At 45.6% G+C, this 26,972-nt stretch carries 24 protein-coding genes; 7 read left to right on the plus strand and 17 right to left on the minus strand.

Annotated features, from left to right (window positions below; all coding sequences use genetic code 11):
• Positions 1–16: 16 nt before the first annotated feature.
• Positions 17–1,411, minus strand: a complete 1,395-nt coding sequence (locus ACLIIY_RS03425) for a glutamate decarboxylase (RefSeq protein ID WP_009707323.1) — start codon at positions 1,409–1,411, stop codon at positions 17–19.
• Between the two features lie 363 nt (positions 1,412–1,774).
• Between ACLIIY_RS03425 and ACLIIY_RS03430 the strand changes: the two genes are divergently transcribed.
• A complete protein-coding gene (locus ACLIIY_RS03430; protein ID WP_039842444.1) occupies positions 1,775–3,466 on the plus strand; it encodes a mechanosensitive ion channel domain-containing protein in 1,692 nt (563 codons plus the stop codon).
• A gap of 77 nt (positions 3,467–3,543) precedes the next feature.
• Here the strand turns inward: ACLIIY_RS03430 and ACLIIY_RS03435 are convergent, their stop codons facing one another.
• The 8 genes from ACLIIY_RS03435 to ACLIIY_RS03470 form a co-directional block, all read right to left on the minus strand.
• A complete protein-coding gene (locus ACLIIY_RS03435) occupies positions 3,544–3,828 on the minus strand; it encodes a putative quinol monooxygenase (RefSeq protein ID WP_009707322.1) in 285 nt (94 codons plus the stop codon).
• A 68-nt stretch (positions 3,829–3,896) separates the two neighbouring features.
• Positions 3,897–4,292, minus strand: a complete 396-nt coding sequence (locus ACLIIY_RS03440) for a VOC family protein (protein ID WP_045480672.1) — start codon at positions 4,290–4,292, stop codon at positions 3,897–3,899.
• A gap of 100 nt (positions 4,293–4,392) precedes the next feature.
• Positions 4,393–4,689 carry a ribbon-helix-helix domain-containing protein gene (locus tag ACLIIY_RS03445; RefSeq protein ID WP_005439764.1) on the minus strand — a complete coding sequence of 99 codons (297 nt, stop codon included), beginning with the start codon at positions 4,687–4,689 and terminating at the stop codon, positions 4,393–4,395.
• Between the two features lie 139 nt (positions 4,690–4,828).
• On the minus strand, positions 4,829–6,406 hold the full coding sequence (locus ACLIIY_RS03450; RefSeq protein WP_434528115.1) for an alkaline phosphatase: 1,578 nt from the start codon (positions 6,404–6,406) through the stop codon (positions 4,829–4,831).
• Between the two features lie 711 nt (positions 6,407–7,117).
• Positions 7,118–7,477, minus strand: a complete 360-nt coding sequence (locus tag ACLIIY_RS03455; RefSeq protein WP_005439760.1) for a hypothetical protein — start codon at positions 7,475–7,477, stop codon at positions 7,118–7,120.
• A gap of 194 nt (positions 7,478–7,671) precedes the next feature.
• Positions 7,672–8,619: a ChaN family lipoprotein gene (locus ACLIIY_RS03460; protein WP_434528116.1), complete on the minus strand. Its 948-nt coding sequence runs from the start codon at positions 8,617–8,619 to the stop codon at positions 7,672–7,674.
• Between the two features lie 84 nt (positions 8,620–8,703).
• Positions 8,704–9,546: a 23S rRNA (guanine(745)-N(1))-methyltransferase gene (gene rlmA, locus ACLIIY_RS03465; RefSeq protein ID WP_434528117.1), complete on the minus strand. Its 843-nt coding sequence runs from the start codon at positions 9,544–9,546 to the stop codon at positions 8,704–8,706.
• Positions 9,547–9,655: 109 nt separating this feature from the next.
• A complete protein-coding gene (locus ACLIIY_RS03470; protein ID WP_009707317.1) occupies positions 9,656–11,692 on the minus strand; it encodes a methyl-accepting chemotaxis protein in 2,037 nt (678 codons plus the stop codon).
• A gap of 364 nt (positions 11,693–12,056) precedes the next feature.
• On the opposite strand from ACLIIY_RS03470, the gene ACLIIY_RS03475 reads away from it, so the two are divergent.
• Positions 12,057–13,025, plus strand: coding sequence for a nucleoside hydrolase (locus tag ACLIIY_RS03475; RefSeq protein ID WP_434528118.1), 969 nt, complete (start codon positions 12,057–12,059; stop codon positions 13,023–13,025).
• Positions 13,026–13,035: 10 nt separating this feature from the next.
• Here the strand turns inward: ACLIIY_RS03475 and ACLIIY_RS03480 are convergent, their stop codons facing one another.
• The 3 genes from ACLIIY_RS03480 to gap form a co-directional block, all read right to left on the minus strand.
• Positions 13,036–13,383 carry a spore gernimation protein gene (locus ACLIIY_RS03480; protein ID WP_425668914.1) on the minus strand — a complete coding sequence of 116 codons (348 nt, stop codon included), beginning with the start codon at positions 13,381–13,383 and terminating at the stop codon, positions 13,036–13,038.
• A 112-nt stretch (positions 13,384–13,495) separates the two neighbouring features.
• Positions 13,496–14,380, minus strand: a complete 885-nt coding sequence (locus ACLIIY_RS03485) for a D-hexose-6-phosphate mutarotase (RefSeq protein WP_061008730.1) — start codon at positions 14,378–14,380, stop codon at positions 13,496–13,498.
• Positions 14,381–14,534: 154 nt separating this feature from the next.
• On the minus strand, positions 14,535–15,530 hold the full coding sequence (gene gap / locus ACLIIY_RS03490; RefSeq protein WP_005432905.1) for a type I glyceraldehyde-3-phosphate dehydrogenase: 996 nt from the start codon (positions 15,528–15,530) through the stop codon (positions 14,535–14,537).
• A gap of 334 nt (positions 15,531–15,864) precedes the next feature.
• Between gap and msrB the strand changes: the two genes are divergently transcribed.
• On the plus strand, positions 15,865–16,278 hold the full coding sequence (msrB, locus tag ACLIIY_RS03495) for a peptide-methionine (R)-S-oxide reductase MsrB (protein WP_005439736.1): 414 nt from the start codon (positions 15,865–15,867) through the stop codon (positions 16,276–16,278).
• Positions 16,279–16,382: 104 nt separating this feature from the next.
• Here msrB and ACLIIY_RS03500 read toward each other — a convergent pair whose 3' ends face one another.
• Positions 16,383–17,204: a DUF2989 domain-containing protein gene (locus tag ACLIIY_RS03500; protein WP_199483806.1), complete on the minus strand. Its 822-nt coding sequence runs from the start codon at positions 17,202–17,204 to the stop codon at positions 16,383–16,385.
• Between the two features lie 101 nt (positions 17,205–17,305).
• Between ACLIIY_RS03500 and ACLIIY_RS03505 the strand changes: the two genes are divergently transcribed.
• Positions 17,306–17,590: a YeaC family protein gene (locus tag ACLIIY_RS03505; protein WP_009707311.1), complete on the plus strand. Its 285-nt coding sequence runs from the start codon at positions 17,306–17,308 to the stop codon at positions 17,588–17,590.
• Between the two features lie 79 nt (positions 17,591–17,669).
• On the opposite strand, the gene ansA is transcribed toward ACLIIY_RS03505, so the two are convergent.
• On the minus strand, positions 17,670–18,683 hold the full coding sequence (gene ansA / locus ACLIIY_RS03510; RefSeq protein WP_005439732.1) for an asparaginase: 1,014 nt from the start codon (positions 18,681–18,683) through the stop codon (positions 17,670–17,672).
• A gap of 113 nt (positions 18,684–18,796) precedes the next feature.
• A complete protein-coding gene (gene sppA / locus ACLIIY_RS03515) occupies positions 18,797–20,647 on the minus strand; it encodes a signal peptide peptidase SppA (protein WP_039842432.1) in 1,851 nt (616 codons plus the stop codon).
• A gap of 226 nt (positions 20,648–20,873) precedes the next feature.
• Between sppA and ACLIIY_RS03520 the strand changes: the two genes are divergently transcribed.
• From ACLIIY_RS03520 to ACLIIY_RS03530, 3 genes are all read left to right on the plus strand, one after another.
• On the plus strand, positions 20,874–22,886 hold the full coding sequence (locus tag ACLIIY_RS03520; protein ID WP_045480694.1) for an NADPH-dependent 2,4-dienoyl-CoA reductase: 2,013 nt from the start codon (positions 20,874–20,876) through the stop codon (positions 22,884–22,886).
• Between the two features lie 173 nt (positions 22,887–23,059).
• On the plus strand, positions 23,060–23,608 hold the full coding sequence (locus tag ACLIIY_RS03525) for an NAD(P)H nitroreductase (RefSeq protein ID WP_009707307.1): 549 nt from the start codon (positions 23,060–23,062) through the stop codon (positions 23,606–23,608).
• A gap of 102 nt (positions 23,609–23,710) precedes the next feature.
• Positions 23,711–25,678 carry a DNA topoisomerase III gene (locus ACLIIY_RS03530; RefSeq protein ID WP_434528119.1) on the plus strand — a complete coding sequence of 656 codons (1,968 nt, stop codon included), beginning with the start codon at positions 23,711–23,713 and terminating at the stop codon, positions 25,676–25,678.
• A 62-nt stretch (positions 25,679–25,740) separates the two neighbouring features.
• Here the strand turns inward: ACLIIY_RS03530 and ACLIIY_RS03535 are convergent, their stop codons facing one another.
• Both ACLIIY_RS03535 and ACLIIY_RS03540 read right to left on the minus strand, forming a co-directional pair.
• On the minus strand, positions 25,741–25,947 hold the full coding sequence (locus tag ACLIIY_RS03535; protein ID WP_009707305.1) for a hypothetical protein: 207 nt from the start codon (positions 25,945–25,947) through the stop codon (positions 25,741–25,743).
• A gap of 150 nt (positions 25,948–26,097) precedes the next feature.
• Complete coding sequence (locus ACLIIY_RS03540) at positions 26,098–26,787, minus strand: SDR family oxidoreductase (protein WP_434528120.1); 690 nt, start codon at positions 26,785–26,787, stop codon at positions 26,098–26,100.
• Positions 26,788–26,972: the final 185 nt, after the last annotated feature.

Raw genomic sequence — 26,972 nt, forward strand, 5'->3', positions numbered from 1 at the left:
GTGTAAGGTGAGAGCGTTAACCGTGATTGAAGTTGCTCGATTCGTCTGCATCACTGCCGTTAACAATCGGATGTTTGGCAAAGAAGTCGACGCAGTGTTGTAAATCGGCAATCAAAAGATCGGCCATGTCGCGGCTAAATCCGTGGCGAACCAAAATGCGCATGATCACTAGATCTTCGCGTTCTGCTGGCATGGCGTAAGCGGCGATCTGCCAACCTCTTGATCGAATTCGATCTGAGAGATCATAGAGGTTGAAGCCCGGATTCGCGTCTTCTTTGAGTGACCAACTCAGTGCAGGTATCCCGCCGTGCCCATCGTAGATAATCTTGAACATGCCCATCTTCTCGACCTCTTCTGCTAGGTATCGAGCAGTGTCATAACAAGCTTGGTGGATCTTTCGATATCCCTCTTTACCGAGACGAAGAAAGTTGTAGTACTGAGCAACGATTTGGCCACCAGGACGGGAGAAGTTGAGGGCAAAAGTTGGCATGTTCCCGCCGAGATAGTTAACGTTGAAGATCAGATCTTCATGCAACGCATCCGCATCTCGCCAAACCACCCAGCCAACGCCTAGTGGCGATAGACCAAACTTATGTCCAGAAGCGTTGATCGATTTCACTCTTGGTAAACGGAAATCCCATTCTAAATCTGGGTCGCAGAAAGGAGCGAGGAACGCACCACTTGCGCCATCGACATGGATTGGGATGTCTAACCCGGTTTCCGCTTGGAGTCGATCTAAAGCCTCATGCACGGCTTTTACAGGTTCATACTGACATGTAAAAGTCACGCCAAGAGTAGGAACAACACCAATGGTGTTTTCATCACAGCGTTTAATCACTTCTTCTGGCGTCATGATAAGGCGGTCGCCTTGCATCGGAATTTCACGCAGTTCAATATCCCAATAACGAGCAAACTTGTGCCAGCACACCTGAACGGGGCCACAAATCAGGTTAGGGCGGTCAGTCGGCTTGCCTTGCTTCTTCATTTTTTCGCGCCAAGCCCATTTCAGAGCCATACCGCCGAGCATAGCTGCTTCACTGGAGCCCGTCGTTGAACACCCCATCGGGTTTTCTGCATCTGGCGCATGCCAAAGGTCTGCCAACATGTGAACACAACGAGACTCGATTTCAGCGGTTTGTGGGTACTCATCTTTGTCGATCATGTTTTTGTCGATGCACTCATCCATCAACTTGTGTACTTCTTCTTCTACCCAAGTTTGACAAAATGTGGCGAGGTTCTGGCGAGAGTTGCCGTCGAGCATCAGTTCATCGTGCACCACCTGGTAAGCATGTTCCGGCGAGTGTTCTTCATCTGGAATACGATACTTGGGCATAACAACGGAAAGATCTTTCGATGAGTACACGTCATCGAGAATAGAGCCACGGACGGTCGATTTTTTATGAAGAGGCATGTGAAATCCCTTATCTTATTGAAACAATTGCGCTTGTTATCAGTAGTGACTGGTGTTCATAAGACAGTTTTGACTGCCAATTAAACGTAGCAGAGATTTTTATAGCCGTTGATTTTGTGACTCGTTGTTTGGGCTGTCGCACAGACTTTGTGCTGAGTTGAGCGAAGAATACAGAAGAAGTGGCAACTGCTATTCCATATTTAGATTAAGAAAATTTGGATCCGCTGTAGGAACTTTGACGCTTAATTTACTAAATGCTGCTCGGTTTGCGGATTCGTGTTGTAAACTTAGAGCATCTAATTTCAAGGATTTACATTCCGGCGCTTGGTCACCCCGATCAAGATTGTCTCTTACGAGGTAAAAATGACGTTACTATCCCCCCTAAAAGTGCGTTTTACACCATTTGTGGTGTTATTTATGGCGTTTGCTTTGACCATGAGTTCCTTTGTGGTTCGAGCAACAGAAAGCACAGAAACGGTCGTAGAAGTACCAAAGGTTTCTGCCGCTGAAAAAGCGATCGATAACATCAACCAAGACATCATCGATTTGTCTGAAAGCTTAAAACAAGCCAGTGGCGATGAGCGTGATGCCTTGCAACTGCAGCTGTTCCAAAAAAATGAAGAGCTGCGCAGCCGCCTTGCGACAGCAATCAGCAACAAGTCGATTCCTCATGAGAAGCTGATTGAGCTTGTTCAAACTCAAGAGAAGTATTCAGAAGGCGCGGTCGTTTACCTAGATGACAAAGTCAAAACGCTCAATGAAGAAATCAATACTGCAAAAGACGAAGACAAACTGTCTTTAGTCAACAGCTATCGTGAATTGCAGCAGTACTTGGACGTAAGCTACGAATCAAGCTGGCAAAACCTGAACTGGCTGAAAACACTAGGTGTGCAAGATGAAGATGCGGAAGCGGCATTCAAAGACAACGTTGATAAGCGCATGCGCTTGCTGTCTGCGTCGATTGAGTACCTGAATCAGCAAAGCGAAATCATCGGCTCACAAATTTCCTCTAGCCCAGAGTCAGAAAAAGCGTCTCTGCAGCTAAGCCAACTGATTCTGAAGCAACGACTAAATATCGCGACAGAGAGCCTACGCAATCTGATCACCATTGGTGATAAAGTTGGCCTAGAAACATCGGAATACAAGCGTCAGATCTTTGAGGTGACGGGTAGCATCACGCATGATTTGCTGAACACCAAAGTGATTCTGTCTATCTTGAGCCATTGGTCGAACTCAATGGTGGATTGGTTTGCTGAAAACGCACCACAGCACATCTTCCAGTTGTTCGTGTTTGCTCTGATCCTGCTGATTGCCCGCGCACTGGCGAAGCTAACGCGTAAAGTGGTTAGCAAGACGGTGGCATCGAAGAACTTGAAGCTGTCACACTTGATGCAAGACTTCTTTATCTCGATGTCAGGCAAAGCCGTGTGGATCATCGGTATCATGGTTGGTTTATCTCAAATCGGCCTTAACCTTGCTCCAATCCTGACCGGTTTCGGTATTGCTGGTGTGATCATCGGTTTCGCATTACAAGATACGCTCTCAAACTTCGCTGCGGGTATGATGCTACTGATCTACCGTCCGTTCGATGTCGGTGACTTTGTTTATGCTGGTGGTGTAGACGGTAAGGTAAGCCATATGAGCTTGGTGAACACTACAATCCGTACTTTCGATAACCAAATCATCATCGTGCCAAACAGCAAGATTTGGGGTGACGTGATTAAGAACGTGACACATGAGCGTATTCGCCGTGTCGATATGGTTTTTGGTATTGGTTACTCAGATGACGTGCTAAAAGCAGAAGAAGTATTGGCAGATATCGTGACGTCTCACCCTTCAGTACTTCGCTCTCCTGAGCCAATGATCAAGCTTCATACACTGAACACTTCTTCAGTTGACTTCATTGTTCGTCCTTGGGTTAAAACGGATGACTACTGGGATGTTTACTGGGATGTGACCCGAGAAGTGAAACTGCGCTTCGACCGTGAAGGCATTTCGATTCCATTCCCACAACAAGATGTGCACTTGCACATGGTGGAAAAGAAAGAAGCATAAATTTCTTTTACTTGAATCCAAAATCAACAAAAAGGCGCTCAATTAGAGCGCCTTTTTTATCGGTTTAGCAGTAAAGATTACAGTTCATCCAAGAACGTGATTTTTGGCTCACTAGCAAGTAAACCATCAATCTCACTCAGCAGAGTCTGGAAATGTGCTGTTTTGCAGTGTTCGTCAAACGCGGCTTGGTCTGCAAACTGCTCTTGGAATAAGAATTGGCTTGGGTCATTTTTGTCTTGGAACAAGTGATAGCGCACACAGCCAGTCTCATTTCGAGTCGGCTCTAGCATCGCTTCTAATGCTTGTTTTAGTTGAGATACGCAGTCAGGTTTTGCGTGAAATGCAGCAGTTAAATGAATCATAGTTGTGTTTGCTTCTTTGTTGTTATTAAAGGGGATAGTGGCCGTTCCTGTTAGGACAGAACTTACTATCAGAGATAGCGACCTTGACGCTGCAAGAACTCAATTTTGTAGCCGTCTGGGTCGGTAATGAAGAAGAAGGTTGCTAAGTGCTTTTCCTGATGGTCAAAGACTTTGATGTCACTGGTTTCAATATCCAATGAGTTAAGGCGTCGGTGTGTCGCCGCAATATCCTCCACACTTACAGCAAGGTGGCCGTAACCTGTGCCATGTGTGTAAGGTTCACTTTGGTCGTGATTGTGCGTTAGTTCCAGCTCAAACCCTGTTTCTGGGTTCGCTAAGTAGGTAAGAGAAAAGCCGTCGAATACGTATTGGTCTTTGATTTCTAGCTCAAGTGCGTCTTGATAAAACTTTAGAGAACGCTCCAGATCGCTTACGCGGATCATGGTATGAATCATTTTTGTCATGAGTACTCCTTAATTGTGCGCTTAGACTAGTCAGTTTTCGCGCGCAATAGGTAGTACTCAGGTACGACAATGAACGTTGGGGTTGGTGTGGGTGTTTTGTTTAATGCAGTTCGTTCAAGGCTTGTGCCATGGTCTCTTGAGGCTGGCGTGCATACGTTAGACAAGCGCAACGCAACAAGGAGGCAAAGTTGTTTACTTCACCATTATGCTCCAACGCTTCTTGGTAAACCGTACTGATGAACTTCGGCACCGTCATCTCTTGTGCAGAAGCGATCTCTTCTAAGATCAGCCAAAAGCTGGACTCTAGTTTCACGCTCGTAGCATGGCCATCGATACGGATAGAGCGGGTGATAAATTGGTAGTTTTCCTGAGGTTGCTTAGCAAATATTTCGCACATGGTATTGATCGTATTTATAAATAACCCGCAGATATTGGAACGTTGAGTGCGGGGCGTCAACCGTTTCTATGTAAAAAAACGCCCTCTAATGAGGGCGTGAAGGTTTCACCAAAAGATGAAAGTAAGTGCAAATTACGGATTATTTGATTTGTTGAATAAGGTATTCACCCAGCTGTGAGTGATGCATGATTTTCGAAACCGGAAGAATAGTACCCGCTGGCCCCCATGCAAAAACGTTTACCGGAGTATGCGTGTGTGTACCTGTTCCCCAGACTGTGTTTTGTTTGGTCGCTTGCTCACGAGCTAACAAGTTGCCACGGTCGTTGTATGGGAAGAAGGCGTCAAAGTCATTGACCGCTGGGACATTCTCTTCACTCAAATACTTGTGGCTTGCGAGGCGGTAAGGGTTAGGTTTACTTGCTAATACGCGCGCAGCTTGCTCTGGTGTGATGGAGAAGTCGCTGCTCGCGTTGACAATCTCAGCCAACTTTTCTGGCGTCTGTGCTGCTTCATCGAGTTTCTGGAACTCACTGATCATGCCGTAGTAGCTTTGCTTTTGATTGTAGAGGCCATCGAGAATATCAAACTGGCCAAAGTTGAAGTTGGGTGCGTAATCGCGGTTCGCAAATGCTTCGCCACTGCGCTTTTCTGGTTTTGGCAAATTTGCTGATGAGTAACTGAATCCAAAAGAACCAGTTTCATGATCGGCAGTGACGATAACAAGAGTGTCTTCGCGACCTTTTACCCATTCATAAACTGTATTTACCGCTTCATCAAACTTTATCAATTCATGCAGCATGGTGCCTGCATCGTTACTGTGTCCTGCCCAGTCAATTTGACCGCCTTCCACCATCAAGAAGAAGCCATCTTTATCCTTTGAAAGGACATCCAACGCTTTCTCGGTCATTTCTTTTAACGATGGTTGGGTACGTTTCGGATCGTCTTTGCTGTGGCTGTACGCTATGCCATCATTCATGCCGGAATAAGCAAAGAGTCCCAGTACTTTTTCGCCCTTTGCTTGTTCAAGCATGTTGCGGTTAAACGCGAGGCTGTAACCTTGTTGCTGCGCTTCCGTCAGAAGGTTTCGCTCATCTTTACGTTTTGATTTTAGGTAGACGTCACCTTGAGTCAGGTGCTCAAGTTGCTTGTAAGTGTCGCCTTTATCGTTGGTCGATTTAGGAATCCAATGACGAAGGCCGCCAGAAAGCATCACATCTACGCCGGTCTCTAGCATGTCTACGGCGATACTGTTTTCCAACGAGCGGTGAGGTTGGTGAGAGGCAAAAGCGGCAGGTGTCGCGTGCGTCATACGGGTGTCTGAAACCAAGCCAGTTGCTTTCCCTTTTGCTTTCGCTTTTTCCAAAATTGTTTCAACGTGGTTGCCTTGGCTATCGATTCCAATCACTTCAGAAGCGGTCGGAATGCCAGTCGCAAGCATGGTTGCTGAACAAGCAGAATCCACAACGATGGCGTCTTCTGGGTTTGTCAAAGAGGAGCCGATTACTCCTTCTTGTGCCAGTTTGTATAGTGCGGTGGTTTCGCCTTTGTAGATAGAGTTTGGTGCATGATTGGCGTAGGTCTCTAACAAGCCAACTTGTTGAGGGCCCATGCCATCGCCAATCATCAAGATGACGTTTTTGATTTCTGCAGAGAGCGCATTGAAAGAAAGTGTGGATGCCGCTACTGCGGTTACGATTGGGGTCACTAAGTGCTTCATTGTATATTCCTTATTTATAAAAGCGCTCGAATTAAAACAAGGATTTATTGCAGAAATGCTACCGTCATAAAAGGTTCATGTGGAAGTCACTTCTATTCATTAAGTCTAGGGGCTGTTGCTCCTTCGTGGTTGAGTTTTGTTCGATGGGACGCCCAACTATTCTTAACGTCCGCCTTGTATAAACAACCTACAAACTGCTGCAAAATAAGCTCGAAAGGTTAACAGACCTTAAAATAAGAAAAGCCCACAGAAGTGGGCTTTGAGTTAAGTTTAGGAGTCGAAAGTCATGAGCTAAAGCTACACCGCGTAAGCAGAGCTTTGGGTCACGATGAGCAAACTCGATTGAAGAGGGCATGGAAGCCTTTTCTGAACCAAGTTTGGCCAGTTTTGCTCTCACCATGTTGTCTGAATAGAGTGACAACTCCTCTTGCCCTTCTAAAGACAAATGATGAACAGCAAACAGAACTCGCCTTACGCAGCAGCATAATCGAGATAATTCTGTGAAATTTGGGATTCGTCGGGCGAGAACTTATCGGCCGTACTTAATAGGAAAATGGAGAAATTGAGTTGAAGAAGGGCAAGATTGAAAAGCCTTTTTCATAGTCCATCGTCCAATAATGAATCGTCGACCATTATGGACTGGAGCAAAAAACGCGTTCAAATGAGGATGGTTATCGTAACGAAAGAAACTCTTGCTTAACGCGGGTGAGGTTAAACAAGAGCCAGAATAATGCCGCCAACGGTCAGTGCTGCTGAAAGATATTGGCCTGCCGAGTAGGAGCCGTCTTCCTCTTCTTCGATAGTATCTGGATGGTCCATACCGAGAGCGCCATGTGCAAAAGATTCAACCTTATCACCAACGGTTTTGTTTTCCGCTTCGACTTTTTTACTCTCATGGTCGATTTGCTGTAGAGCGGCAAGCAGCGCTTTTCCTTCAGAAGAAAGCGTCACTTTGTTTTGTTCAACCTTTAGTGGCGCTGCGTCGGTAGTTTGATCTGCCTTTTTTGCTTGCTCCACTTTGTTTTGTTGAGCAGCGTATGTATTAACTGAATTGCTTCCTACTGGATTCATCTGTTACCCCTTCGAACAACGACACTCCTTCATGAGTGCTGGTAAAAAGCAGCTATATCTATATCGACGGCAAACGTTATTTCTTGAATCAATCAGAACGAAAATAGGTCTGTTTTTGCCGCTTCCTGCCACTATTCGGAAACTAAAGCAAAAAGCAGACCTATTTATCTAAAGGCGTAGTCGGATTTTTCTGATTACTTACATTGAAGATCGCTATTGCGCTTAGCAAGGTGCTTGTACGCGGCCATGCGGTTTGCGTCTTGTACGTAACGTACCGGTGGCGCAAGGACTTCAAGTTGGTAATCCGAACCGTCTGAGGTGATATCAGCAGTAGGGGTAATGACGACAACGTTTAAGTCTGGGTTGCGATTCAAGATAGAAGCCGCTGTCCCTAAACCGCCTTCAGTATGGAATTTACCCGCGACGTGAACGACTTGAGTACCCGGGTGCTTATCTAGGTATTTGACGATGGATTCTGCCATGGTCTCATCCCATGTTACCTGAGCTGCGTATTGCTTTTCAGTCTGCTCCGGCTTGCCGTGGTGCATGGATGCCATGAATTTTTCTTTGTATGGGCTGTTTGCTGTGTTGACTTCGTCCGCAACAAAACTGCGCTCATCGCTGCCGAGCTTATCTAAGTAATCGATGCCTTGGCGGCCAATGCAACGCACAATATTTTTCGGCGCATTTGCGGCAATCACGGGAATATCAGCTTTCTTGGCAAACTCAACCAGCGGGCGGTAATCACTTTCGTAGTTTGGCCAAGCATTACTTTGCTTCATAAAGTATTGCTCACCAATTTCGCCGTTTAGGTATGAATCTAAGATTGCTTGCTTGTCGCGTGTGACTTGCTCCATTGAAAGCGCAAGAGGGCGACTAGCAGAAGACAACTGCTTTAGCATGTCGGTTTGAAAACGGTGGATACCAGCGTGTGTGTGCCATTCACCAATCAAAATTACGTCGGCTTGTTGTAGGGCTGGAGTTAGCTGGTTGACTGAGATGGCTTCACCGGAAGGGGCGTGAAGCTGGTAGTCGTAGAAACTGGTTACGTCGTCAGTTGCGGCGTTGGGAGCGGTCGGTGCATTTGAAGCACAACCAGTAAGCAAGCCTGCAAAAATCAGACTTAGTGTAGAAAAGCGCATTAAAAAGCCTCCAAAAATGTCCGAATGATATTAATGGAGGCTGATAAATGAATCAATGGTAATGAGAATAATTAGCGTTACATTTTAAGCTTCATTCTCAGATTGAATCGATTTCTTACGGTAAACACGCAACATAAAGTCAGCCTCACATTGGAAAAGTGTAGATGACTTTAGCTCTTCGCGAAGCTCGTAGCTGGCTTTCCATGCGAATGGTGTCATTTGCAGTAGGTCGAATGCGACGCCGTCTTTTAAGTCCATGGTGTAGTTGAGCTTTTGTTGATGCTCAAGTTCGAACCCTTCAATGTTCTCTGGCTCTTCGTTGTGTAAGCGTATCTCTTGGTAGATACGTTCACGGAACTGGTACAAGTGACGGCCTGCTGGCGTGACTGTAATAACAACACCGTTGTCTTTAATCACACGTTGTAGCTCTTCTGCTTTGCAAGGAGCGTAGATACGTAAAATCGCGTCTAGAGATTGTTCTGCAAACGGCAAGCGATGGCTTGATGCCACGCTGAAATCGCAATTTGGGTAGCGTTTAGACGCGAAACGAATGGCGACTTTAGAAATATCTAGACCATACACCGTTGCTTCTTCATTTTGTGAGTGCAGAGACTGCTGAACTTGGTCTGTGTAGTAGCCTTCGCCGCAACCAATATCCAACAATTGATGGCTTGTGCCTTCGGTGTATTTGGCACATAGGCTTGCCACTTCTTGGCGCATCGGATCGTAATGATTGCCTTCTAAAAAGCGACGACGTGCTTGCATCATCTCTTTGTTGTCACCTGGATCTTTTGAGCGTTTGTGGTGTGCTGGCATCAAGTTGACGTAGCCTTCTTTTGCTAAATCAAACTGATGGTTGTTTTCACACTTAAACGTCTTTGCTGTTAGCTCAAGAGGTTGGTGACATAGAGGACATTGATAGTTCATGACGATCTCTGGACAGGAAGTAGGGCGGCAAATTCTATCAAAAAGGGATGCTGCAAGCGAAACAAAAAAGAGCCGAATTATCGGCTCTTTCATCGGTTTTATTGGAGGGTTAGTGGAAGAAATCCACTTGTTGTTTCAAGTTTTGCGCTTGCTGCTGTAGCTCGGTTGCGCTTTGCGATGTTTTAGCACTGGTATCACGGCTTTCGCGGTTCAATTCGCTAATTGAATGAGCATTAGCGGCAATCTCTTGAGAAACTTGTGCTTGTTCTTCTGAGGTTGCAGCAATAGCATCGGCTTGAGACGCAATAGACTGAACTTGTCCTGCTATAGCTTCCAGTGCTGTGCCTGCTTCTTGTGCTTTATCCAAGACCTTATTCGCGTTTTGCTGGCTTTCCGTCATCATGCTTACGGCATTGCTGGTGGAGCCTTTAAGTTTCTCGATGATCTCGACGACATCTTTCACGGAGGTCTGGGTACGATGAGCAAGGGTTCGCACTTCGTCTGCCACTACAGCAAAGCCGCGGCCTTGTTCACCTGCACGTGCAGCCTCAATAGCCGCATTAAGTGCAAGTAGGTTGGTTTGCTCTGCGATCTCATCAATCATTTTCGTCACGGTTTGGATGCTTTCGCTGTCACGGTTCACTTGCTCGATAGCTGCCGCAGATTGGTCTAGCTGATCATTCAACTGTGCAACATCAATACAAACGCCCTCAACAACTTCTAAGCCTGATTGGCTGTCAGTGTTTGCAGAGCGAACATTTTCGGCAATTTGCTCAACTTGTTGAGCTACAGATTGAGCAGATGAAGCCATCTCCTCAATGGCAGTCACCACTTGCTCTACCTGCTCTTGTTGAAGGTCCGATTGCATCAGGTTGCGGTTTGCATCATCCACAACGCTGGTCGAGTTACTTTCAACTTGGTCGCTAGTCGAGCGAATTTGACCAACCAACTCGTTCAGTTGTCCCGCCATATTGGCAACGCCGTTGTTCAAGTTAATGATTTCGTTTTTCGATGCTTTGCCTGAAGCCGGAATATCGATACTCACTTCGCCTTTTGCCAAACGGTTCATGTAGCCATTCAAAACGGTGAGTGGATTTAGCGTTCGGTTAAGGACAAGCGTAAGCACCACAAAAGTTGCCGCTGCCACAATGAGAGAAATCGTTGCAATCAGTTGAAGTAAAGCTTGGCTGCCTTTGGTGACTTCATTGATGAAAGTGCCACCTAACAGTTTCCAGTTCCAACCCGGTACTTGAGTGTAAACTAGGTACTTTTCACCCACGGTGCCTTGGTATTCAAATGGGTAGCGAATTAAGCCACTTTCTTGTTCGAAAAGTTGGTAGAAAGGCTTGTTGCCGTTGTAGTCTGACACTTCTTGAATCGGTGGATCGCTCTCTTCGTGTTTTGGGTGAAGAAGGTAATGACCTTGGTTATCTTTTTCGTTATCCAGAATGATGGTGTAACCAGTGTCACCCCATTTTACGCTTTGTAGCGAGCTGAATAGATCTTGGGTCGCGCGCTCAACAGGTAAACCAATGAATGAGATACCGTTGACCTTACCATTCGCGTCTTTTAAAGGTGCGTAGTAGGTGATGTAGCGCTCACCATAAAGTTTGATTTGCGCATAGTAAGGTTGGCCATTTTTAAGCTTTTGGTAACCCGGGTGGTTAAGTCCCAATGTGGTACCAAGTGCTCTTTTACCTTGAGGATCTTTTAGTGAAGTAGCAACGCGAATGAAGTCGTTGCCCATTGGAGCAAACAGGGTCGCAACAGCGCCAGTGTCACGAGTGAAGCTATCAACTAACTTAGTGTCACCAATCAAGCTTTCGCTGTATTGGGTGATGTTTGGTACTTGGTGACCTTGAAAGTCGACGTTGTAACTCTCGACATAGACGCCCGCCAAATAACCATTACGGAAGGTTGATTCCAAAACTTCTGCCGTGTGCAGGTAAGCATTGAACTGGCCTGCAATGGTTTTTGCCATCGACTCCACTTTAGATTGATGTTCTTTCAGCGTGTTTTCTAAAAGTACGTTTGAAGCGTTTTGATAAACAAGCGCAGCAATGCTTGAAAATGCAATAAGCAGACACAGTGTGATGACCAGTTTGAGCTGGAAACCGACACTTTGATTCCGATATTTGTCTAGCATGTAGTGTCTTTCCTGATTATTGATAGGTGTTATAAATGTTGTATCGGCATGCTAGCGATTTATATGACGAGTTTTTTTGATATTTATTAAGTTAATTGTCAAAAAATAAGAGCAACCAATAGCTTAGATAACAAATGACCGCTGACTGGGTGATTTTATTGCAGAAATGGAATGACCAAATAAGGATGAGTAAGTTGAGCCACCAATGAATTGGATGCTAGTGGGCGAAGTTTCATTTGTTTGGTTAAAGCAGTGGTGAGGAGCTGTGATTAAAAGAAAGCTCATACCTTCGGCTTTGGTCACGTTTATCCTTGTTTTTTTATAGGTATTGTTGGGGCTTTCCAAGCGTTTAATAGAAGCTGATATGACAAAGAAAATCATCCTAGACACAGATCCTGGCATCGATGATGCGATGGCCATTCTTTTTGCTGAAGCGCATCCTGATATCGACCTTATGGCCATTACAACCGTTTATGGTAATGCGACGATAGACAACGCGACGCAAAACGCCCTTTACCTAAAACAGAAGTTTGGTATGAAAGCATTGGTTGCGAAAGGTGCGGATAAGCCTTTAGTAAAAGCGCCGGTTGGAGCAACAGTTGTCGTACACGGGGAAGCTGGCTTTGGTGATGTGAAAGCGCCGAGCGCACTGGATGTAAGTGCCATTGATACGCCTGCTTATCAGTTCATCATCGACAGCGTTAGAGCAGACCCGGGAGAAATCACCTTGGTGGCCGTGGGCCCTTTAACTAACCTTGCGCTCGCTTTGGAAGCAGACCCAGAAATCGTTAACTTGGTTAAGGAAGTGGTTGTAATGGGCGGCGCTTTTGGTGAGAACGATCATCGAGGCAATGTTACGCCATTTGCGGAAGCAAACATTCATGACGACCCTCATGCCGCCGATAAGGTATTCACGGCTTCGTGGCCAGTCGTCATCATCGGTTTGGATGTTACGGAAGAGAGCTTTTTTACGGGGCAATACCTAGACCAACTGCGAGAGGATGCGGGAGAAGTAGGGCAGTTCATTTGGGATGTGAGCCGCTACTATTTGAAGTTTTACTCCGAGAAGGTTGGAATGGATGGTTGCCATGTCCATGATCCTTCTGCGATTGCGTATGTCATTGATCCTGAGTTGTTTACTCTGCGCAGTGGTGCCGTTCGAGTGGTGACTGATGGACCTGCCGAAGGGATGACGATTCAGAAAACGGATGAACGCAAATACATGCACGATGAGTGGAGCGCTTTCTCCGCGCAAAACGTTGGGGTCGGTGTGAAAAGCAATACACTGCTTTCACTTTATCGAGAATCGATTATTCGTTATTCAAAGCGATAACGGAGTGGGGTTATCTGTAATAGTCGATGACTTGCACAGATATTCTCTCGTTGTGTGATTTTACTGGAAGAGTAAAAACATTCGACGTCGGATATTGATTCTGATTGTCGTAGGTCAGCCCCTCGATCTTCTTGAACGGTTTATTTTCGGCATAGAACATCTCAATGCTTACTGCCGTTTTCTGGTTCGCAGAAACTTGGAAGCGGCAGATTCCGGTGGGGCAATAGACTTGATATTGTGTTGGAGACAATTGCTTGTATTCGGCGACGTTCTTTTCGGCTTGTAACGAGACCTCAGTGTTGGCACAGCCAAACAATAAGCCCGTAAGAAGTGATATTGAATAAATGCGGTATTTCATCGTTACACCATTATCTCGACTCGTTTTGGTTGGCCTTAGTATGGCATGAGTGATTCTTGTGTTGTGCTTTGGAATTGTAAAAAAGGCCGGGTGAACCGGCCTTTAAACTGGATTACTGCGCTGAAATTACAGTGATAAGTTCATGTGTCTCACCTGGCTGTAACGTCTTGCCTTGCTCGATACTTGGCGCATGCACTGTCGATTCAACACACATCATGGTTTCATAGCCGTTGTCTGCCATGTCACCCATGCCTTGTGCGCCTTGTGCCCAAGGGTTCCACAACACTGCTGAGTTATGGCCTTGGTTTTCAACGCTCAACGTGCGATCTAACACTGGGTCTTTCACCAAGATTTTCGCTTCTGGCTGAGTGTAAACACGGTCGATAGTATCAGTTAGTTGAAGGACATCACCGCCTTGGCAGATTTCACCTGCTTTTAAGCTGTCGATGTACTCTGGGCCCATACCTGTTGTTTGTGCTTGTTTGATATCACCTACGTTTAGATACGTGTGTAGTGCACCTGAGAATGTCCACTCTGCATCATCAATGTTGGTGACTTTCAATGTCACCTTTAGCTCGTCGCTGATTTCAACAACAAGACGAGCATCAAACATATGTGGCCAGATGTCGTGAGTTTCTTCGGTTGGGAAGAGAGCAAGTTCAACGATCACGCCGTTGTCGTTCTCACGGTGTTCAACCAATTCCCATTCTGCTGTGCGCGCAAAACCATGAGCTGGCGCTGCAATGCGGCCAAACCAAGGCCAACAAACAGGAATACCACCACGAAGTGCCGCTTTGCCATCAAAGATTGCTTTTTCGCTCATCCAGATTAGGTCTTCTTGGCCTGCTGGTGTGAACGACACGACATGACCACCGTGTAGTGCGATACCTGCCGTTGCTTTCTCATGAATAACGCGAACGACTTTAACCTGATCAACTTCAACGATAGTGACATTGTCAGATAACACAGTGAGTGCTGGGAGAGTTTTTAAATCCATGTGTTATTTCCTATAGCTGGGGGAGAGCGTTGTCGATACTTGCAGAACAGATGCTATATCGATTTTATATTCTCTCAAATTCCAGATACAAAAAAGGCGACTCTAGAGCCGCCTTTTCTTTAACGAAGTTATTCGCTAATTGCTAACTGTCTAATTACTTAGAGATGTGAGCGATTAGGTCTAGAACTTTGTTTGAGTAACCGATTTCGTTGTCGTACCAAGATACAACTTTAACGAAGTTATCAGTTAGAGCGATACCAGCTTTAGCATCGAATACTGAAGTTTGAACTTCACCGATGAAGTCTTGAGAAACAACTTGGTCTTCAGTGTAGCCTAGTACGCCAGCTAGTTCGCCTTCAGAAGCTTCTTTCATTGCTGCACAGATAGCTTCGTAAGATGCGCCTTCTTTTAGGTTAACTGTTAGGTCAACTACAGAAACGTTAGCTGTTGGTACGCGGAAAGCCATACCAGTTAGTTTGCCGTTTAGTTCAGGAAGAACAACGCCTACAGCTTTAGCAGCACCAGTTGATGATGGGATGATGTTTTGAGAAGCACCACGACCACCGCGCCAGTCTTTAGCAGAAGGACCGTCTACAGTTTTTTGAGTTGCTGTAGTAGCGTGAACTGTAGTCATAAGACCAGATTCGATACCGAACTTGTCGTTAAGAACTTTAGCGATAGGCGCTAGACAGTTAGTAGTACAAGAAGCGTTAGAAACGATGTCTTGACCAGCGTAAGTAGCGTGGTTAACGCCCATTACGAACATTGGAGTAGCGTCTTTTGAAGGACCAGTTAGAACAACTTTCTTCGCGCCAGCAGTGATGTGCTTACGTGCAGTCTCGTCAGTTAGGAAAAGACCAGTTGCTTCAGCTACTACGTCAACGTCGATAGCATCCCATTTTAGGTCTTCTGGGTTGCGCTCTGCAGTTACACGTACAGTTTTACCGTTAACGATTAGGTTACCGCCTTCAACTTCAACAGTACCGTTGAAACGGCCGTGAGTTGAGTCGTACTTAAGCATGTATGCCATGTAATCTACGTCGATAAGGTCGTTAATACCTACAACTTCGATGTCGTTGCGCTCTTGCGCTGCACGGAATACGAAACGACCGATACGGCCAAAACCGTTAATACCTACTTTGATAGTCATTATAGTTGCTCCACAACTTAATTTCTGATTAAAGATAACTGGTAGTAAAATTACAAAATCCAGTAAACATCTGCAACAGATAATCGGACTTAACTTGTTTAAAGTCAAAAAAAAGCGACGCTTTTTTTAACAATTCTTCGCAAATGCTCGTTTTTTAAACTTTTAACTGGTTATTCTACATTCCAGTTGGCGTAATATAACTTTCGAGATAAGAACTCGTATCAAATTAATTACACATGGTGTCCTGGTGAGAAAGTATGTGCTACAACTGTTACGAGAAGCAAGTTTTTTGCTAAAAAAGTCATTGCCAAAAATAAGAAATAAGGAACAGAAATTGGTAGAACAAAGCGGAAGAAAAGTAACGAAGTCCGATGAACAGTGGCGCGAGCAGCTCTCTGAGGAAGAGTTTCGCGTCTGTCGCGAGCAAGGCACAGAGCCTCCGTTCTCCGGTAAACTGCTTCATAATAAAGAGACAGGTGTGTATGCCTGTACCTGTTGCAACACCCCTCTATTTATCTCCGATAACAAGTATGACTCTGGCTGTGGTTGGCCGAGTTTCGATGCCCCGATTAACGATTCTGCGGTGCGTTATCTTAAGGATTTGAGTCACGGAATGGTCCGAACTGAGATTCGATGTGCCACTTGTGACAGTCATTTAGGTCACGTTTTTGAAGATGGACCGCAAACAACGGGTGAGCGTTTTTGTGTCAACTCGGTGTCGTTAATTTTCAACAAATCCGATCAATAACGCCAGTTTTGGTAGAAAGAATGTTTCATCCTTTCAATTAATAAAATACTGAACCGTTACTAGTAGAAATAAAAAACTCCCGACATGAACGGGAGTTTTTTATTTTATAAATCGCTAGGAATCATCCTTGGTGAATAATTCCCTTTATCTATTGCCTTAGATATAGATTTAGCCAAATCATCTAATTGCTCATATTTCTCTGGGTCGGCAAAGTTAAACATGCGCTGCAATTGTTGCTCGTCAGCAAGCGGGACATCGTAGCGCTTTGCAACCATGGCCCATAAGTAAGCCTGTTCTTTCTTACCTAGACCTTGGTTAATGCTGGCCAACGACTTCAAAATTTCTGGTTTTAAGTTGTCTTCGTTCGACATTGATAGCGAATTATGAAGTAATGTTAATGTCTTTTGTGGATCGCGGTTGGTATAGAAGGTGGCGAGTGCGTACTGCATTTCTGCGGTATTGAGCTCTGGTTTGCCTTCCATTTGTAAAAACTGACGACGTGCTTGGTCGTCACCCGTTTGAGACCATAAGAAGTAAAGTGTTGCTGGGTCATTAGAGCCTTTTAGGTTATTGACGATACGGTCCAGCTCATCAATGCTGTGCACCAAGGCATCAAATCTTTTACGTTTTAGCGCGCTTTGATCAATCGGAGTGATCTGTGACGCGAGTTCTAAACATTTGCGATACTCAGCAACTAACCCGTATTCGATGACTTGATTGGCTTCTGATGGATCTTTGAGTAGCTCAAAGCGATGCCAAACCAAATTGGTACGAGGTATGCGACATTGACCATCGTCCATATTTAAGTTTTCACAGCGAAGCTGTGGATTCTTTTGGCACAATTCTTCAGTGGTGACGTTGCCTTCGAAGCAACCTGTTAATGTCAGGCTGGCAAGGCCTGCGAGTAACCAGTATGTTCGTTTCATGGTTTTGCTTGTGATCCGTTACACCAATTCATTTTCGAGCTCTTGACTCTGCTTTCTATACCGTTATGTTCTGTAAATAGAATGTAATAAGAAGGTACATTATGGACGCAGAACAATTATTAAATGCGATAACTCCAGAAGTCTATGAGCGATTGGTTTACGCAGTAGAGACAGGAAGATGGCCTGAGGGTACACCACTTTCCCAAGAGCAGCGAGACTCATGTATGCAAGCTGTGATGTTGTATCAATCAAAACATAACACCGAGGCGCAGCACATGACGGTCGCCGCTGGTGGTGAAATCAGCTTTAAATCTAAGCAAGAATTGAAGAAACAATTCAGTGGAGAAGAGCAAGACATCGTTCGAGTGAACCCAAACTTGAACTAAACAGCACGCCTCTTTCAAAGCAAAAAGCCCAATTTTGTAAATTGGGCTTTTTCGTATTTCGGATGTTGAAGAGAACCGTTTACAGGCTCATTTCGCCACGCAACACTTCTTGCATCTTTTGCTTAATTTCTTCGTACGACAAATCTTGGCTTAGAAGGTAGTGAAGTTTTGCTAGTGCCGCTTCTGGTGTCATGTCAAAACCGCTGATTACGCCAGAATCAGCCAGAGCACAGCCTGTCGCGTAACCACCCATGTTAACTTTACCAGCCAAACACTGAGTTAGGTTCACGACGATAACGCCACGCTCAGATGCTTCTTTTAAATGACCAAGTAATTCTGGATTTTGAGGGGCATTACCCACACCAAACGTCAGTAGAATCATTGCGTTAACTGGCTGACGAAGTGTATTACGAATAACTTCGTGCGAAATGCCCGGATACATGGTGATCACACCGATAGGTTGAGGTGTGATGTTATGTACTTTGAACTCACCTTCTGGTTGCTCACCAACAGCAATGTTGTTACTGATTTGGATGTTGATACCCGCTTCCAATAGTGGTGGAAGGTTTGGTGAAGTAAAGGCATTAAAACCATCTGCATGAGACTTAGTGCTGCGGTTACCGCGCATCAACTGATTGTTGAAGAACAACGTCACTTCGTTGATAGGGTAGTTTGCTGCAATATGCAGTGCATTCAGTAGGTTTGCTTGGCCGTCTGAGCGCAGTTCTGCTAGAGGAATTTGTGAGCCTGTTACGATTACTGGCTTACCTAGGTTTTCCAACATGAAAGACAAAGCAGAAGCTGTGTATGCCATGGTGTCAGTACCATGCAGAATCACAAAGCCATCGTATTTCTCGTAGTTATCACGGATGTCGTCTGCGATTTGCTGCCAGTCTGCCGGTGTCATATCAGATGAGTCGATCAGAGGCTCGTACTCATGGATGGTGTATTCCGGCATTTCTGGGCGGTGGAACTCGGGCATACTGGCTAGTTGTTTTTCCATAAAGCCAGCCACAGGCACGTAGCCGTGATCCGATTTTTGCATACCGATGGTGCCACCGGTGTAAGCGATGTAGATGTGTTTTCTAGTCATCGTTCTACTTTATTTCATGTAGAGGGAACAGTGGCGAGGATTATAGCGAAATGACACCTAATAAAAAGGGGCATCTCGCACAGAGATGCCCCTTTTTGGCTAAGCTGGAAAAGCTATTGCACTTCGCAGTTCAGACAGAAGGCGTACTGACCTTTTGGATCGTTGAAGCTTTGCATCATGCTCGCGTCTTGTTCAAACTGTTGCGCGACTGGTTGAAGGCTCTTTGGAAGAAAGCTCGTTGCATCGATGCCCAAAGAGACTTTCACCTGATTCATGAATTCTTGAATGAATTGCTCCGTTGGTGAAAGAGGCTCTTCAACCCAATAGATTTCGTAGTTTTCAACTTCAGCAAGTTTCGCAGCAAGTTTCACGGCATCATCGAAGTCACCCATTTGGTCTACTAGACCGAACGATAGTGCATCTTGGCCTGTCCAAACGCGACCTTGTGCTACTTTATCGACTTCGTCTAATGACATATCTCGGTTTGAACCAACCAGAGAAATAAAGCGTTTGTAGCCGTGCTCAATGCCCAATTGGAACGCCTCGGAAGCGCCAGTAGAAAGACCTGTCGTGATGCCATCACCAGAGAATGGAGATGTGCCAACACCGTCAGTGCTGATGCCAAGTTTGTTGAAACCTTTCTCGAACGTCGTGATAACGCTGAAGATACCAATTGAACCTGTCAGAGTCGTTGGTTGAGCAACGATCTTATCTGCACTCATAGAGATCCAGTAACCACCAGATGCTGCAAGACTCGACATTGAAACCACGACAGGTTTACCTGCTTCTTTTAGCGCTTCTACTTCATTGCGAATGACTTCAGAGGCAAACGCGCTGCCACCAGGGCTATCAACACGCAGTACAACCGCTTTCACTTTGTCGTCATTGCGTGCCTGACGAAGTAGGCTTGCAACCGTGTCGCCGCCCACAGTACCGCGAGGCTGTTGACCATCCATGATTGTGCCGCTTGCGACGACTACTGCAATGTCGTTCTCTGAAGGAGTGAGATTAGGGCGCATAGTCGCTAAGTAGTCGTAGTAACCAATCGCGTTGTAGCTGTCTTTACCATCGCTACCAAACTCTTTCGCAAATAGCTTACGTACGTCTTGGCGAGTAGCCAGTTCGTCGACTAGACCCATTTTTACTGCCAGTTGTGCTAGGTCACCATCTACCGATTTCATCTCTGCAAGCAATTCATCCATAGTCGGATTGAGCACTTTGGCGTCGATCTTGCGGTTGGTTGCGACGTCATCAACGAACGCACTCCAAAGTTGAGTGATCCAGCGCGTTGCTGACTCTTTTGCTGCATCCGACATGTCGTCGCGGATGAATGGTTCAATTGCTGACTTGTAAGTACCTACTCGGAATACGTGAGTCGATACGTCTAACTTCTCTAACAAGGTTTTGTAGTACATAGAGTAAGAGCTGTAGCCCTTAATCAATACGCCACCGTCTGGTGCTAGGAAGACTTTATCTGCATAGCTTGCAAGGTAGTACTGACTTTGGTTGTAGAAATCACCGACCGCGTACACAGGCTTGCCTGAGGTTTTGAACTCATTCAGTGCTTTTGCAATGTAACGAAGTTTCGTCAGGTTAGTTTCTGGCATATCGCGAAGAGCTAGAACCAAACCCGACACTTTCGGGTCATCTTTCGCGTAACGGATAGTATCTACGATGTCGAACAGCACGTTCTCTTTCGGGATTTCGTTACCCAGAATAGAGCCAGCTACCGAATCCATAGGATTCACATAACGTCGCTGTTCTACGATAGGACCAGATAGGTTCATCACAAGTGCCGATTCTTTATCGACGGTAGGCTGACCTTCACCAGTGTATGTAAAGGCAAAGTAGAAGACGGCAATCATCACTAAGAAGATCAGATTCATCAGCGCTAGTCTGACAAAGGTGATGGCTTTCCATATCCCCTTGAATATCAGACCAATAAATTTGAAGAGTTTTTTCATCTTGTCTCCATAACGAGATAGTCATTCCCTAATCTTACAAAGTATGGGTTCTTATCTCTAAGATCTCAAAAGATAACAATTTTTTTAGCTTATCACGGCAATTCAACAATTGGCATACTTTAACGTGAGATTGACTTGTGTTGCAAAAATGTAAACGCCTGTTTGATTTTTTGGTTTTTGCGGCGTACTGTGGTCAGACCACAACAATAAAAATGGATGTTTAGTGATGTCTGCCATGTACCCAAATTTGTTAAAGCCATTGGACTTAGGTTTTACACAGCTACGAAACCGCGTCCTGATGGGATCAATGCACACTGGTCTAGAAGAGCACAAAGAAGGACTACAAAAGCTTGCGGCGTTTTATGAAGAACGTGCCAAAGGCGGTGTAGGTCTAATCGTGACGGGCGGTTTCTCTCCAAACCTACGTGGCCGATTACATCCTTTGAGTGCAGAATTCAGTAAGCCAAAACATGCCAAAGCACACAAGGTTGTGACTGAGGCGGTGCACAAACACGGCGGCAAAATAGCCCTACAAATTCTCCATGCCGGACGCTACGCGATGCACCCATTCGCACAGAGTGCTTCGGGTATGAAAGCGCCTATCGCTAAATTTGCACCAAGCGAAATGAGCGAGCGTCAAATCAAAAAGACCATCGAAGCTTTCGCTAATAGTGCCGAGCTGGCTCAGCTAGCGGGCTATGATGGTGTCGAGCTGATGGGCTCTGAAGGTTATTTGATTAACCAATTCTTATGTAAACGTACCAACATGCGTTACGACGACTGGGGTGGCAGTTATAAAAAGCGCATGCGCTTCCCGGTTGAAATCGTTAAAGCGGTGCGTAAAGCGGTCGGTGAAAAATTTATTATCATCTTCCGTCTTTCCATGCTCGATCTGGTCGAGCAGGGCAGTACGTTTGAAGATGTGATTGAGCTGGCAAAAGCGCTAGAGGAGTCCGGTGTTACCATTATCAACACTGGTATCGGCTGGCACGAAGCGCGCATTCCAACTATTGCAACTCAGGTTCCTCGTGGCGCATTCACTTGGGTGACAGAAAAAGTCAAACCTCACGTCTCAGTGCCAATCATTACTTGTAACCGTATCAATACCCCAGATGAAGCCGAGCGAATTCTTTCTTCAGGCCATGCCGATATGGTTTCGATGGCGCGCCCATTCCTTGCTGACCCTTACTTTGTTGCCAAAGCAGAGCAGGAAAAATCTCAACTAATCAACACGTGTATTGGCTGTAACCAAGCTTGTTTGGACAATGTGTTCAAAGGCAAAAGAGCGAGTTGTTTAGTTAATCCGCTAGCGTGTTACGAGACGGAAATTGTTGTTGAAGAAGCATTCAAGAAGAAGAACATTGCGGTAGTAGGTGCCGGTCCTGCTGGTTTGGCTTGTGCGACGACGTTGGCAGAACGTGGGCACAAAGTGGATCTGTTTGAGAAAAACGATCGCATTGGCGGCCAGTTCCGTTTAGCGATGCAGATCCCGGGCAAAGAAGAGTTCCGCGAAACCATCCGTTACTTTGCGAACCGCATTGAAGAGACGGGTGTGAATCTTCACCTAGAGACAGAAGCCAATTACGACTTGCTGACCGAATATGATGAAGTCGTCATGGCATCGGGTGTTGAACCTCGCAAGGTGAAAATTGATGGTATCGATAACCCAGAGAAAGTGATCGACTACCAAACACTGATTCGAGATAAAACGCCTGTTGGTGAGAAAGTTGCGATTGTTGGGGCTGGTGGTATTGGTGTTGACGTGGCGACTATGATCACCGAGCCGGTAGGTCAAACATTAGATGACTGGCTGCATGAATGGGGCATTGATAAAGAGATGTCTCAACCGGGCGGTTTGTATCCTTACCCTGACGCAGTTAGCGACAAAGAAGTATGGGTGCTTCAACGTCGTAAAGGGCGTGTTGGTAAGGGGCCTGGCAAAACCACAGGTTGGATTCATAAACGTACGCTAGAGAAACGTGGTGTTCACCTTTACGGTGGGGTGTCGTACGACAAGATTGATGATGCTGGCTTACACATTCATGTAAATGGCAAAGAAGAGTTGCTAGAAGCGGATAAAGTGGTGATTTGTGCAGGGCAAGAATCGGTTCGTCCGTTTGAAGACAAGTGGCATGAGTTGGGAGAGAAGCTACACATTATTGGTGGTGCAGATCATGCGGGTGAGCTCGATGCGGTTCGTGCCATTCGTCAAGGCGTCAAACTTGCTGTGAAACTCTAAACCGTAACCTCAAAAATAGTTTTTTTCATTCGTTCTTAACCTTTTATCGCTGCGCCAAGTGCGCAGCTTTTTTTGTTCTAAATCCCTAGAAAACAGGTTGTTATTCGAAAGTTTGGATTATGCTAAAGTGAGCTGCGTAAAAAATAATAATTCAATCAAATAAGGACTTGCTCATGGAAGCTCTCGATCTTTTGCTCAACCGTCGTTCTATTGCCAAGTTATCTGAGCCTGCGCCAGAAGGTAAAGCGTTGGAGAATATTATTCGTGCAGGTCTGCGCGCGCCTGATCATGCGGGTTTAACCCCTTGGCGTTTTGTGATTGCTCAAGGCGATGGCTTGAAGAAACTGTCGGACATTCTAGTTAAAGCCGCTGAAGCGGAAAACAGTGAAGAAGCGGTCGTTGAAAAAGTAAAAAATGCCCCGTTTCGTGCGCCAATGGTCATCACGGTGATTGCGAAGGTGACAGAACATGAGAAAGTCCCTGCATTCGAACAATACTTGTCAGCAGGCTGTGCGGCACAAGCGATGCAAATGGCAGCGGTAGCACAAGGGTTCCAAGGTTTCTGGCGTTCAGGTAAGTGGATGTTCCACCCAGAAGTGCATCAAGCTTTTGGCCTTGAAGGCGAAGATCAAATCGTAGGATTCTTATATCTTGGCACACCAGGTTGCACCCCAATGAAAGTGCCAGAGCGTGACCTGTCTCAGTTTGTTGAGTTTCAGTAACCTAGAAAGTGACGCTATAACTGTTCATCTGTACAGTTTTCCTTGATTTGTTAGGGCTACATTAGATAATGTGGCCCTAATTATTATGATTTCCAAAACCTTATGTCTCGTCTGTTTATTGCTGAAAAACCAAGTCTAGGTCGCGCGATTGCGGCTGCACTACCAAACCCTCAAAAGAAAGATCAAGGCTTTATCCGTTGTGGTAATGGTGATGTCGTGACTTGGTGTATCGGTCACTTGTTAGAACAAGTTGAGCCCGATGCCTACGATGAACGCTATAAAAAATGGAATATAGCTGACTTGCCAATTATTCCTCAGCAATGGCAGCTAAGACCGAGAAAAAGTGCCAGTAAACAGCTCACGGTAATACGTAAACTCCTTAAAGATGCGACAGAAGTTATCCATGCAGGCGACCCGGATCGAGAGGGTCAATTGTTGGTGGATGAGGTGTTGGACTACTGTAAGCTCTCCAAAACCAAGAAAGAAGCGACACAACGACTTCTCATTTCAGACTTGAACTTACCCGCGGTTAAGCGTGCATTAAGCTCTATGCGCAGCAATCGTGATTTCATTCCTCTTTCTGTTTCAGCTTTGGCGCGTTCTCGTGCTGATTGGCTTTACGGAATGAACATGTCTCGCGCTTATACTTTGCTGGGCCAAAAAGCAGGCTACCAAGGTGTCTTATCGGTAGGGCGAGTTCAAACCCCTGTACTTGGTTTGGTGGTGCGCCGCGACGAAGAGATCGAAAACTTTGTACCTAATGACTATTTCACTCTGCATGCATTGATCCCTTATCAAGATCAAAATGGTTCGTTTGATATTCGCGCTCGTTGGAAGCCAAGTGAAGCATGCAAACCTTGGCAAGATGAAGAAGGTCGAGTTCTTAACCGAAAGCTCGTCGAGAATGTGGCGAATCGCATTGCTAACCAGCCTGCGAAAGTCACGGAATCCGAGCAAAAGCAAACGAAGCAGTCTGCGCCACTTCCTTATTCATTATCAGCCTTGCAGATTGATGCTGCCAAACGCTATGGCATGAGTGCCCAACAGGTTTTGGATACTTGTCAGGCGTTGTATGAGAAGCACAAACTGATCACGTACCCACGTTCTGATTGTCGTTACTTACCGATGGAGCATTATTCACAAGCGGGTTCTGTCACTTCCGCTATTGCCAACAATGCCAAAGAGCTACAAAGCGCGGTGCAAGGTGCGGACTTATCGATTAAGTCTAAAGCGTGGAACGACAAAAAAGTCGATGCTCACCACGCAATCATTCCAACACCAAAACAAGCGAATGTGAATGCGTTGTCTGGTAATGAGATGAAGGTGTATCAGCTCATTGCCCGTCAATATTTAATGCAATTCTATCCAGCTGCAGTTTACGCGGAAGCGAAGCTCGTCTTTGATATTGCTGGTGGTACGTTTATCGCTAAAGGTCGCCAACTTGTTTCTCCGGGCTGGAAAGCGTTGATGGGGAAAACGGACAAAGAAGACGATGGTATCGATGCTGTGCCGCCACTTGCAGAGGGCACCGTGCTGACTTGCCGTGAGGGTGAAATCAAAGATCGTAAAACAGAACCGCCAAAGCATTTTACCGAAGCTACATTACTTCAAGCCATGACTGGCATCGCTCGTTATGTGGCAGATAAAGAACTAAAGAAGATATTACGTGAAACCGATGGTCTGGGCACAGAAGCGACGAGGGCTGGCATTCTTGATACCTTGTTCAAACGCCAATTGCTGACTCGTCAGGGGAAATCGATTTTGAGCTCACCAGCAGGACGTGGCTTGATCCACGCTTTGCCAATGGACTCGACGTACCCGGATATGACTGCGCATTGGGAACACCAATTACAAGGAATGGCAGAAAGAAACCAAGCATATCAACCTTTCATGCAAGCGTTAGAACAACGTATCGACGGGCTGATGGGTGAGGTAAAGTCAGGTCCGATTCCTGAATCTCTGCGTCATCTTCCTAAAGTAGAACGATCAGCATTCAAGCGTAAGAAGCGCAGTTATAACAAATCTGGTGCATCAAAAACGACGACCACCAAACGTAAATCGTCTAAATAACTCATGTTTATTTACAATCAAGCGGCACCATCCAGTGCCGCTTTCTTATATTGATGTTGTGACTAGTCGAACAAGTTATCGTTCTTGTCGATTGCGCCTCTGACGTCATCTTGAGTTAATACTCGTTTACCTAAATCCTGTTTTACTTGTCGTCCTAAGTCGATCAGCGTATCGCGATTCGCTTGAGTTTGACGTTTACCTGCACTTCTTAAGCAGTAATTGAGCTCATGATCTTCACTGAAATTCACCAGATCTTTATCTGCTGCCATGGTTACTCTCCTTAGTGGGGTTAATACCTCACTAAGTCTGGATAGGAAACGGTGAAATTCAAGTTAAGTAATGAGATTGGAGAAGTGGAGAATGGGCGACGAAACTAGGAACCTTTCGTCGCGTAACGTTAACTTATTGATAGTTGACTATTACCAAGGAAGTTCGGTGCCATCATAGTTGATAAACTGCCCCGACTTTTCTTGCGTGCTTTGCTCAATCACTTTTGCTAAACCATCAGCAGACGTTTGTGGGTCGATAAGCGCATTAGGCCCACCCATTTCAGTACGTACCCAGCCCGGATGAAGTGCCAAAACAGTGAATCCCTCATCGGTTAGGTCATTACTCAAACTTTTTACAACAGAGTTGAGCGCTGCTTTGGAAGAGCGATAGATGTAACCACCACCAGAGGTGTTTTCCGTCATGCTGCCAACTTTAGAGGAGATACACGCAATTTTCTTCGTTTTGCCTTGTTGTAGCAGCGGATAAAAGCTTTCCACTAGCTTTAATGGGGCGATGGTATTTATCTCGAAAACTTGTCGCCACTCTTCGATATCGGTGTTACCAAAACCATAGCCTTTAGGCCCGTAGTAACCAGCATTGTTGATCAGCAGATCGATTGCTGGGAGTTTGCTTGCGAGTTGGGCGACTCGTTGGTAATCCGTCACGTCTAATTCATGTAGCACCAAGGTATTATAACGCGACGCTAATGCGCGCAGTTCTTTACTGTCTGCTAGGTTACGGCTTGTCGCGTGAACTTGAGCGCCTTGTTGCAAATAGAGCTCGGTTAAACTCAAGCCGATACCGCGATTCGCACCAGTAATAAAGACTGTCTGACTCATGAGTACACCTATCTGTCTGATTCAATGAGGTTAAGTGGAAACAGAACCATTGTGTTAGCTAAGGGCGATAAAATCAACTAACCACCATGCACCTAGCATCATAGACATGAACAAAGATATCGCGCAGAAAGAACCAAAGAAAGCGCCGAGTATCGTATATAAGGTTTTATTCATAACAGGTAGAA

Source organism: Vibrio sp. K4 (assembly GCF_051122595.1).
GTDB classification, from domain to species: Bacteria; Pseudomonadota; Gammaproteobacteria; order Enterobacterales; family Vibrionaceae; genus Vibrio; species Vibrio owensii.

Excerpts from the sequence above, each read along its gene's own strand:
- ACLIIY_RS03425 (WP_009707323.1), bottom strand. The coding sequence starts at position 1,411 with ATGCCTCTTCATAAAAAATCGACCGTCCGTGGCTCTATTCTCGATGAC.
- ACLIIY_RS03430 (WP_039842444.1), top strand. The coding sequence starts at position 1,775 with ATGACGTTACTATCCCCCCTAAAAGTGCGTTTTACACCATTTGTGGTG.
- ACLIIY_RS03435 (WP_009707322.1), bottom strand. The coding sequence starts at position 3,828 with ATGATTCATTTAACTGCTGCATTTCACGCAAAACCTGACTGCGTATCT.
- ACLIIY_RS03440 (WP_045480672.1), bottom strand. The coding sequence starts at position 4,292 with ATGACAAAAATGATTCATACCATGATCCGCGTAAGCGATCTGGAGCGT.
- ACLIIY_RS03445 (WP_005439764.1), bottom strand. The coding sequence starts at position 4,689 with ATGTGCGAAATATTTGCTAAGCAACCTCAGGAAAACTACCAATTTATC.
- ACLIIY_RS03450 (WP_434528115.1), bottom strand. The coding sequence starts at position 6,406 with ATGAAGCACTTAGTGACCCCAATCGTAACCGCAGTAGCGGCATCCACA.
- ACLIIY_RS03455 (WP_005439760.1), bottom strand. The coding sequence starts at position 7,477 with ATGAATCCAGTAGGAAGCAATTCAGTTAATACATACGCTGCTCAACAA.
- ACLIIY_RS03460 (WP_434528116.1), bottom strand. The coding sequence starts at position 8,619 with ATGCGCTTTTCTACACTAAGTCTGATTTTTGCAGGCTTGCTTACTGGT.
- rlmA (WP_434528117.1), bottom strand. The coding sequence starts at position 9,546 with ATGAACTATCAATGTCCTCTATGTCACCAACCTCTTGAGCTAACAGCA.
- ACLIIY_RS03470 (WP_009707317.1), bottom strand. The coding sequence starts at position 11,692 with ATGCTAGACAAATATCGGAATCAAAGTGTCGGTTTCCAGCTCAAACTG.
- ACLIIY_RS03475 (WP_434528118.1), top strand. The coding sequence starts at position 12,057 with ATGACAAAGAAAATCATCCTAGACACAGATCCTGGCATCGATGATGCG.
- ACLIIY_RS03480 (WP_425668914.1), bottom strand. The coding sequence starts at position 13,383 with ATGAAATACCGCATTTATTCAATATCACTTCTTACGGGCTTATTGTTT.
- ACLIIY_RS03485 (WP_061008730.1), bottom strand. The coding sequence starts at position 14,380 with ATGGATTTAAAAACTCTCCCAGCACTCACTGTGTTATCTGACAATGTC.
- gap (WP_005432905.1), bottom strand. The coding sequence starts at position 15,530 with ATGACTATCAAAGTAGGTATTAACGGTTTTGGCCGTATCGGTCGTTTC.
- ACLIIY_RS03500 (WP_199483806.1), bottom strand. The coding sequence starts at position 17,204 with ATGAAACGAACATACTGGTTACTCGCAGGCCTTGCCAGCCTGACATTA.
- ACLIIY_RS03505 (WP_009707311.1), top strand. The coding sequence starts at position 17,306 with ATGGACGCAGAACAATTATTAAATGCGATAACTCCAGAAGTCTATGAG.
- ansA (WP_005439732.1), bottom strand. The coding sequence starts at position 18,683 with ATGACTAGAAAACACATCTACATCGCTTACACCGGTGGCACCATCGGT.
- sppA (WP_039842432.1), bottom strand. The coding sequence starts at position 20,647 with ATGAAAAAACTCTTCAAATTTATTGGTCTGATATTCAAGGGGATATGG.
- ACLIIY_RS03520 (WP_045480694.1), top strand. The coding sequence starts at position 20,874 with ATGTCTGCCATGTACCCAAATTTGTTAAAGCCATTGGACTTAGGTTTT.
- ACLIIY_RS03525 (WP_009707307.1), top strand. The coding sequence starts at position 23,060 with ATGGAAGCTCTCGATCTTTTGCTCAACCGTCGTTCTATTGCCAAGTTA.
- ACLIIY_RS03530 (WP_434528119.1), top strand. The coding sequence starts at position 23,711 with ATGTCTCGTCTGTTTATTGCTGAAAAACCAAGTCTAGGTCGCGCGATT.
- ACLIIY_RS03535 (WP_009707305.1), bottom strand. The coding sequence starts at position 25,947 with ATGGCAGCAGATAAAGATCTGGTGAATTTCAGTGAAGATCATGAGCTC.
- ACLIIY_RS03540 (WP_434528120.1), bottom strand. The coding sequence starts at position 26,787 with ATGAGTCAGACAGTCTTTATTACTGGTGCGAATCGCGGTATCGGCTTG.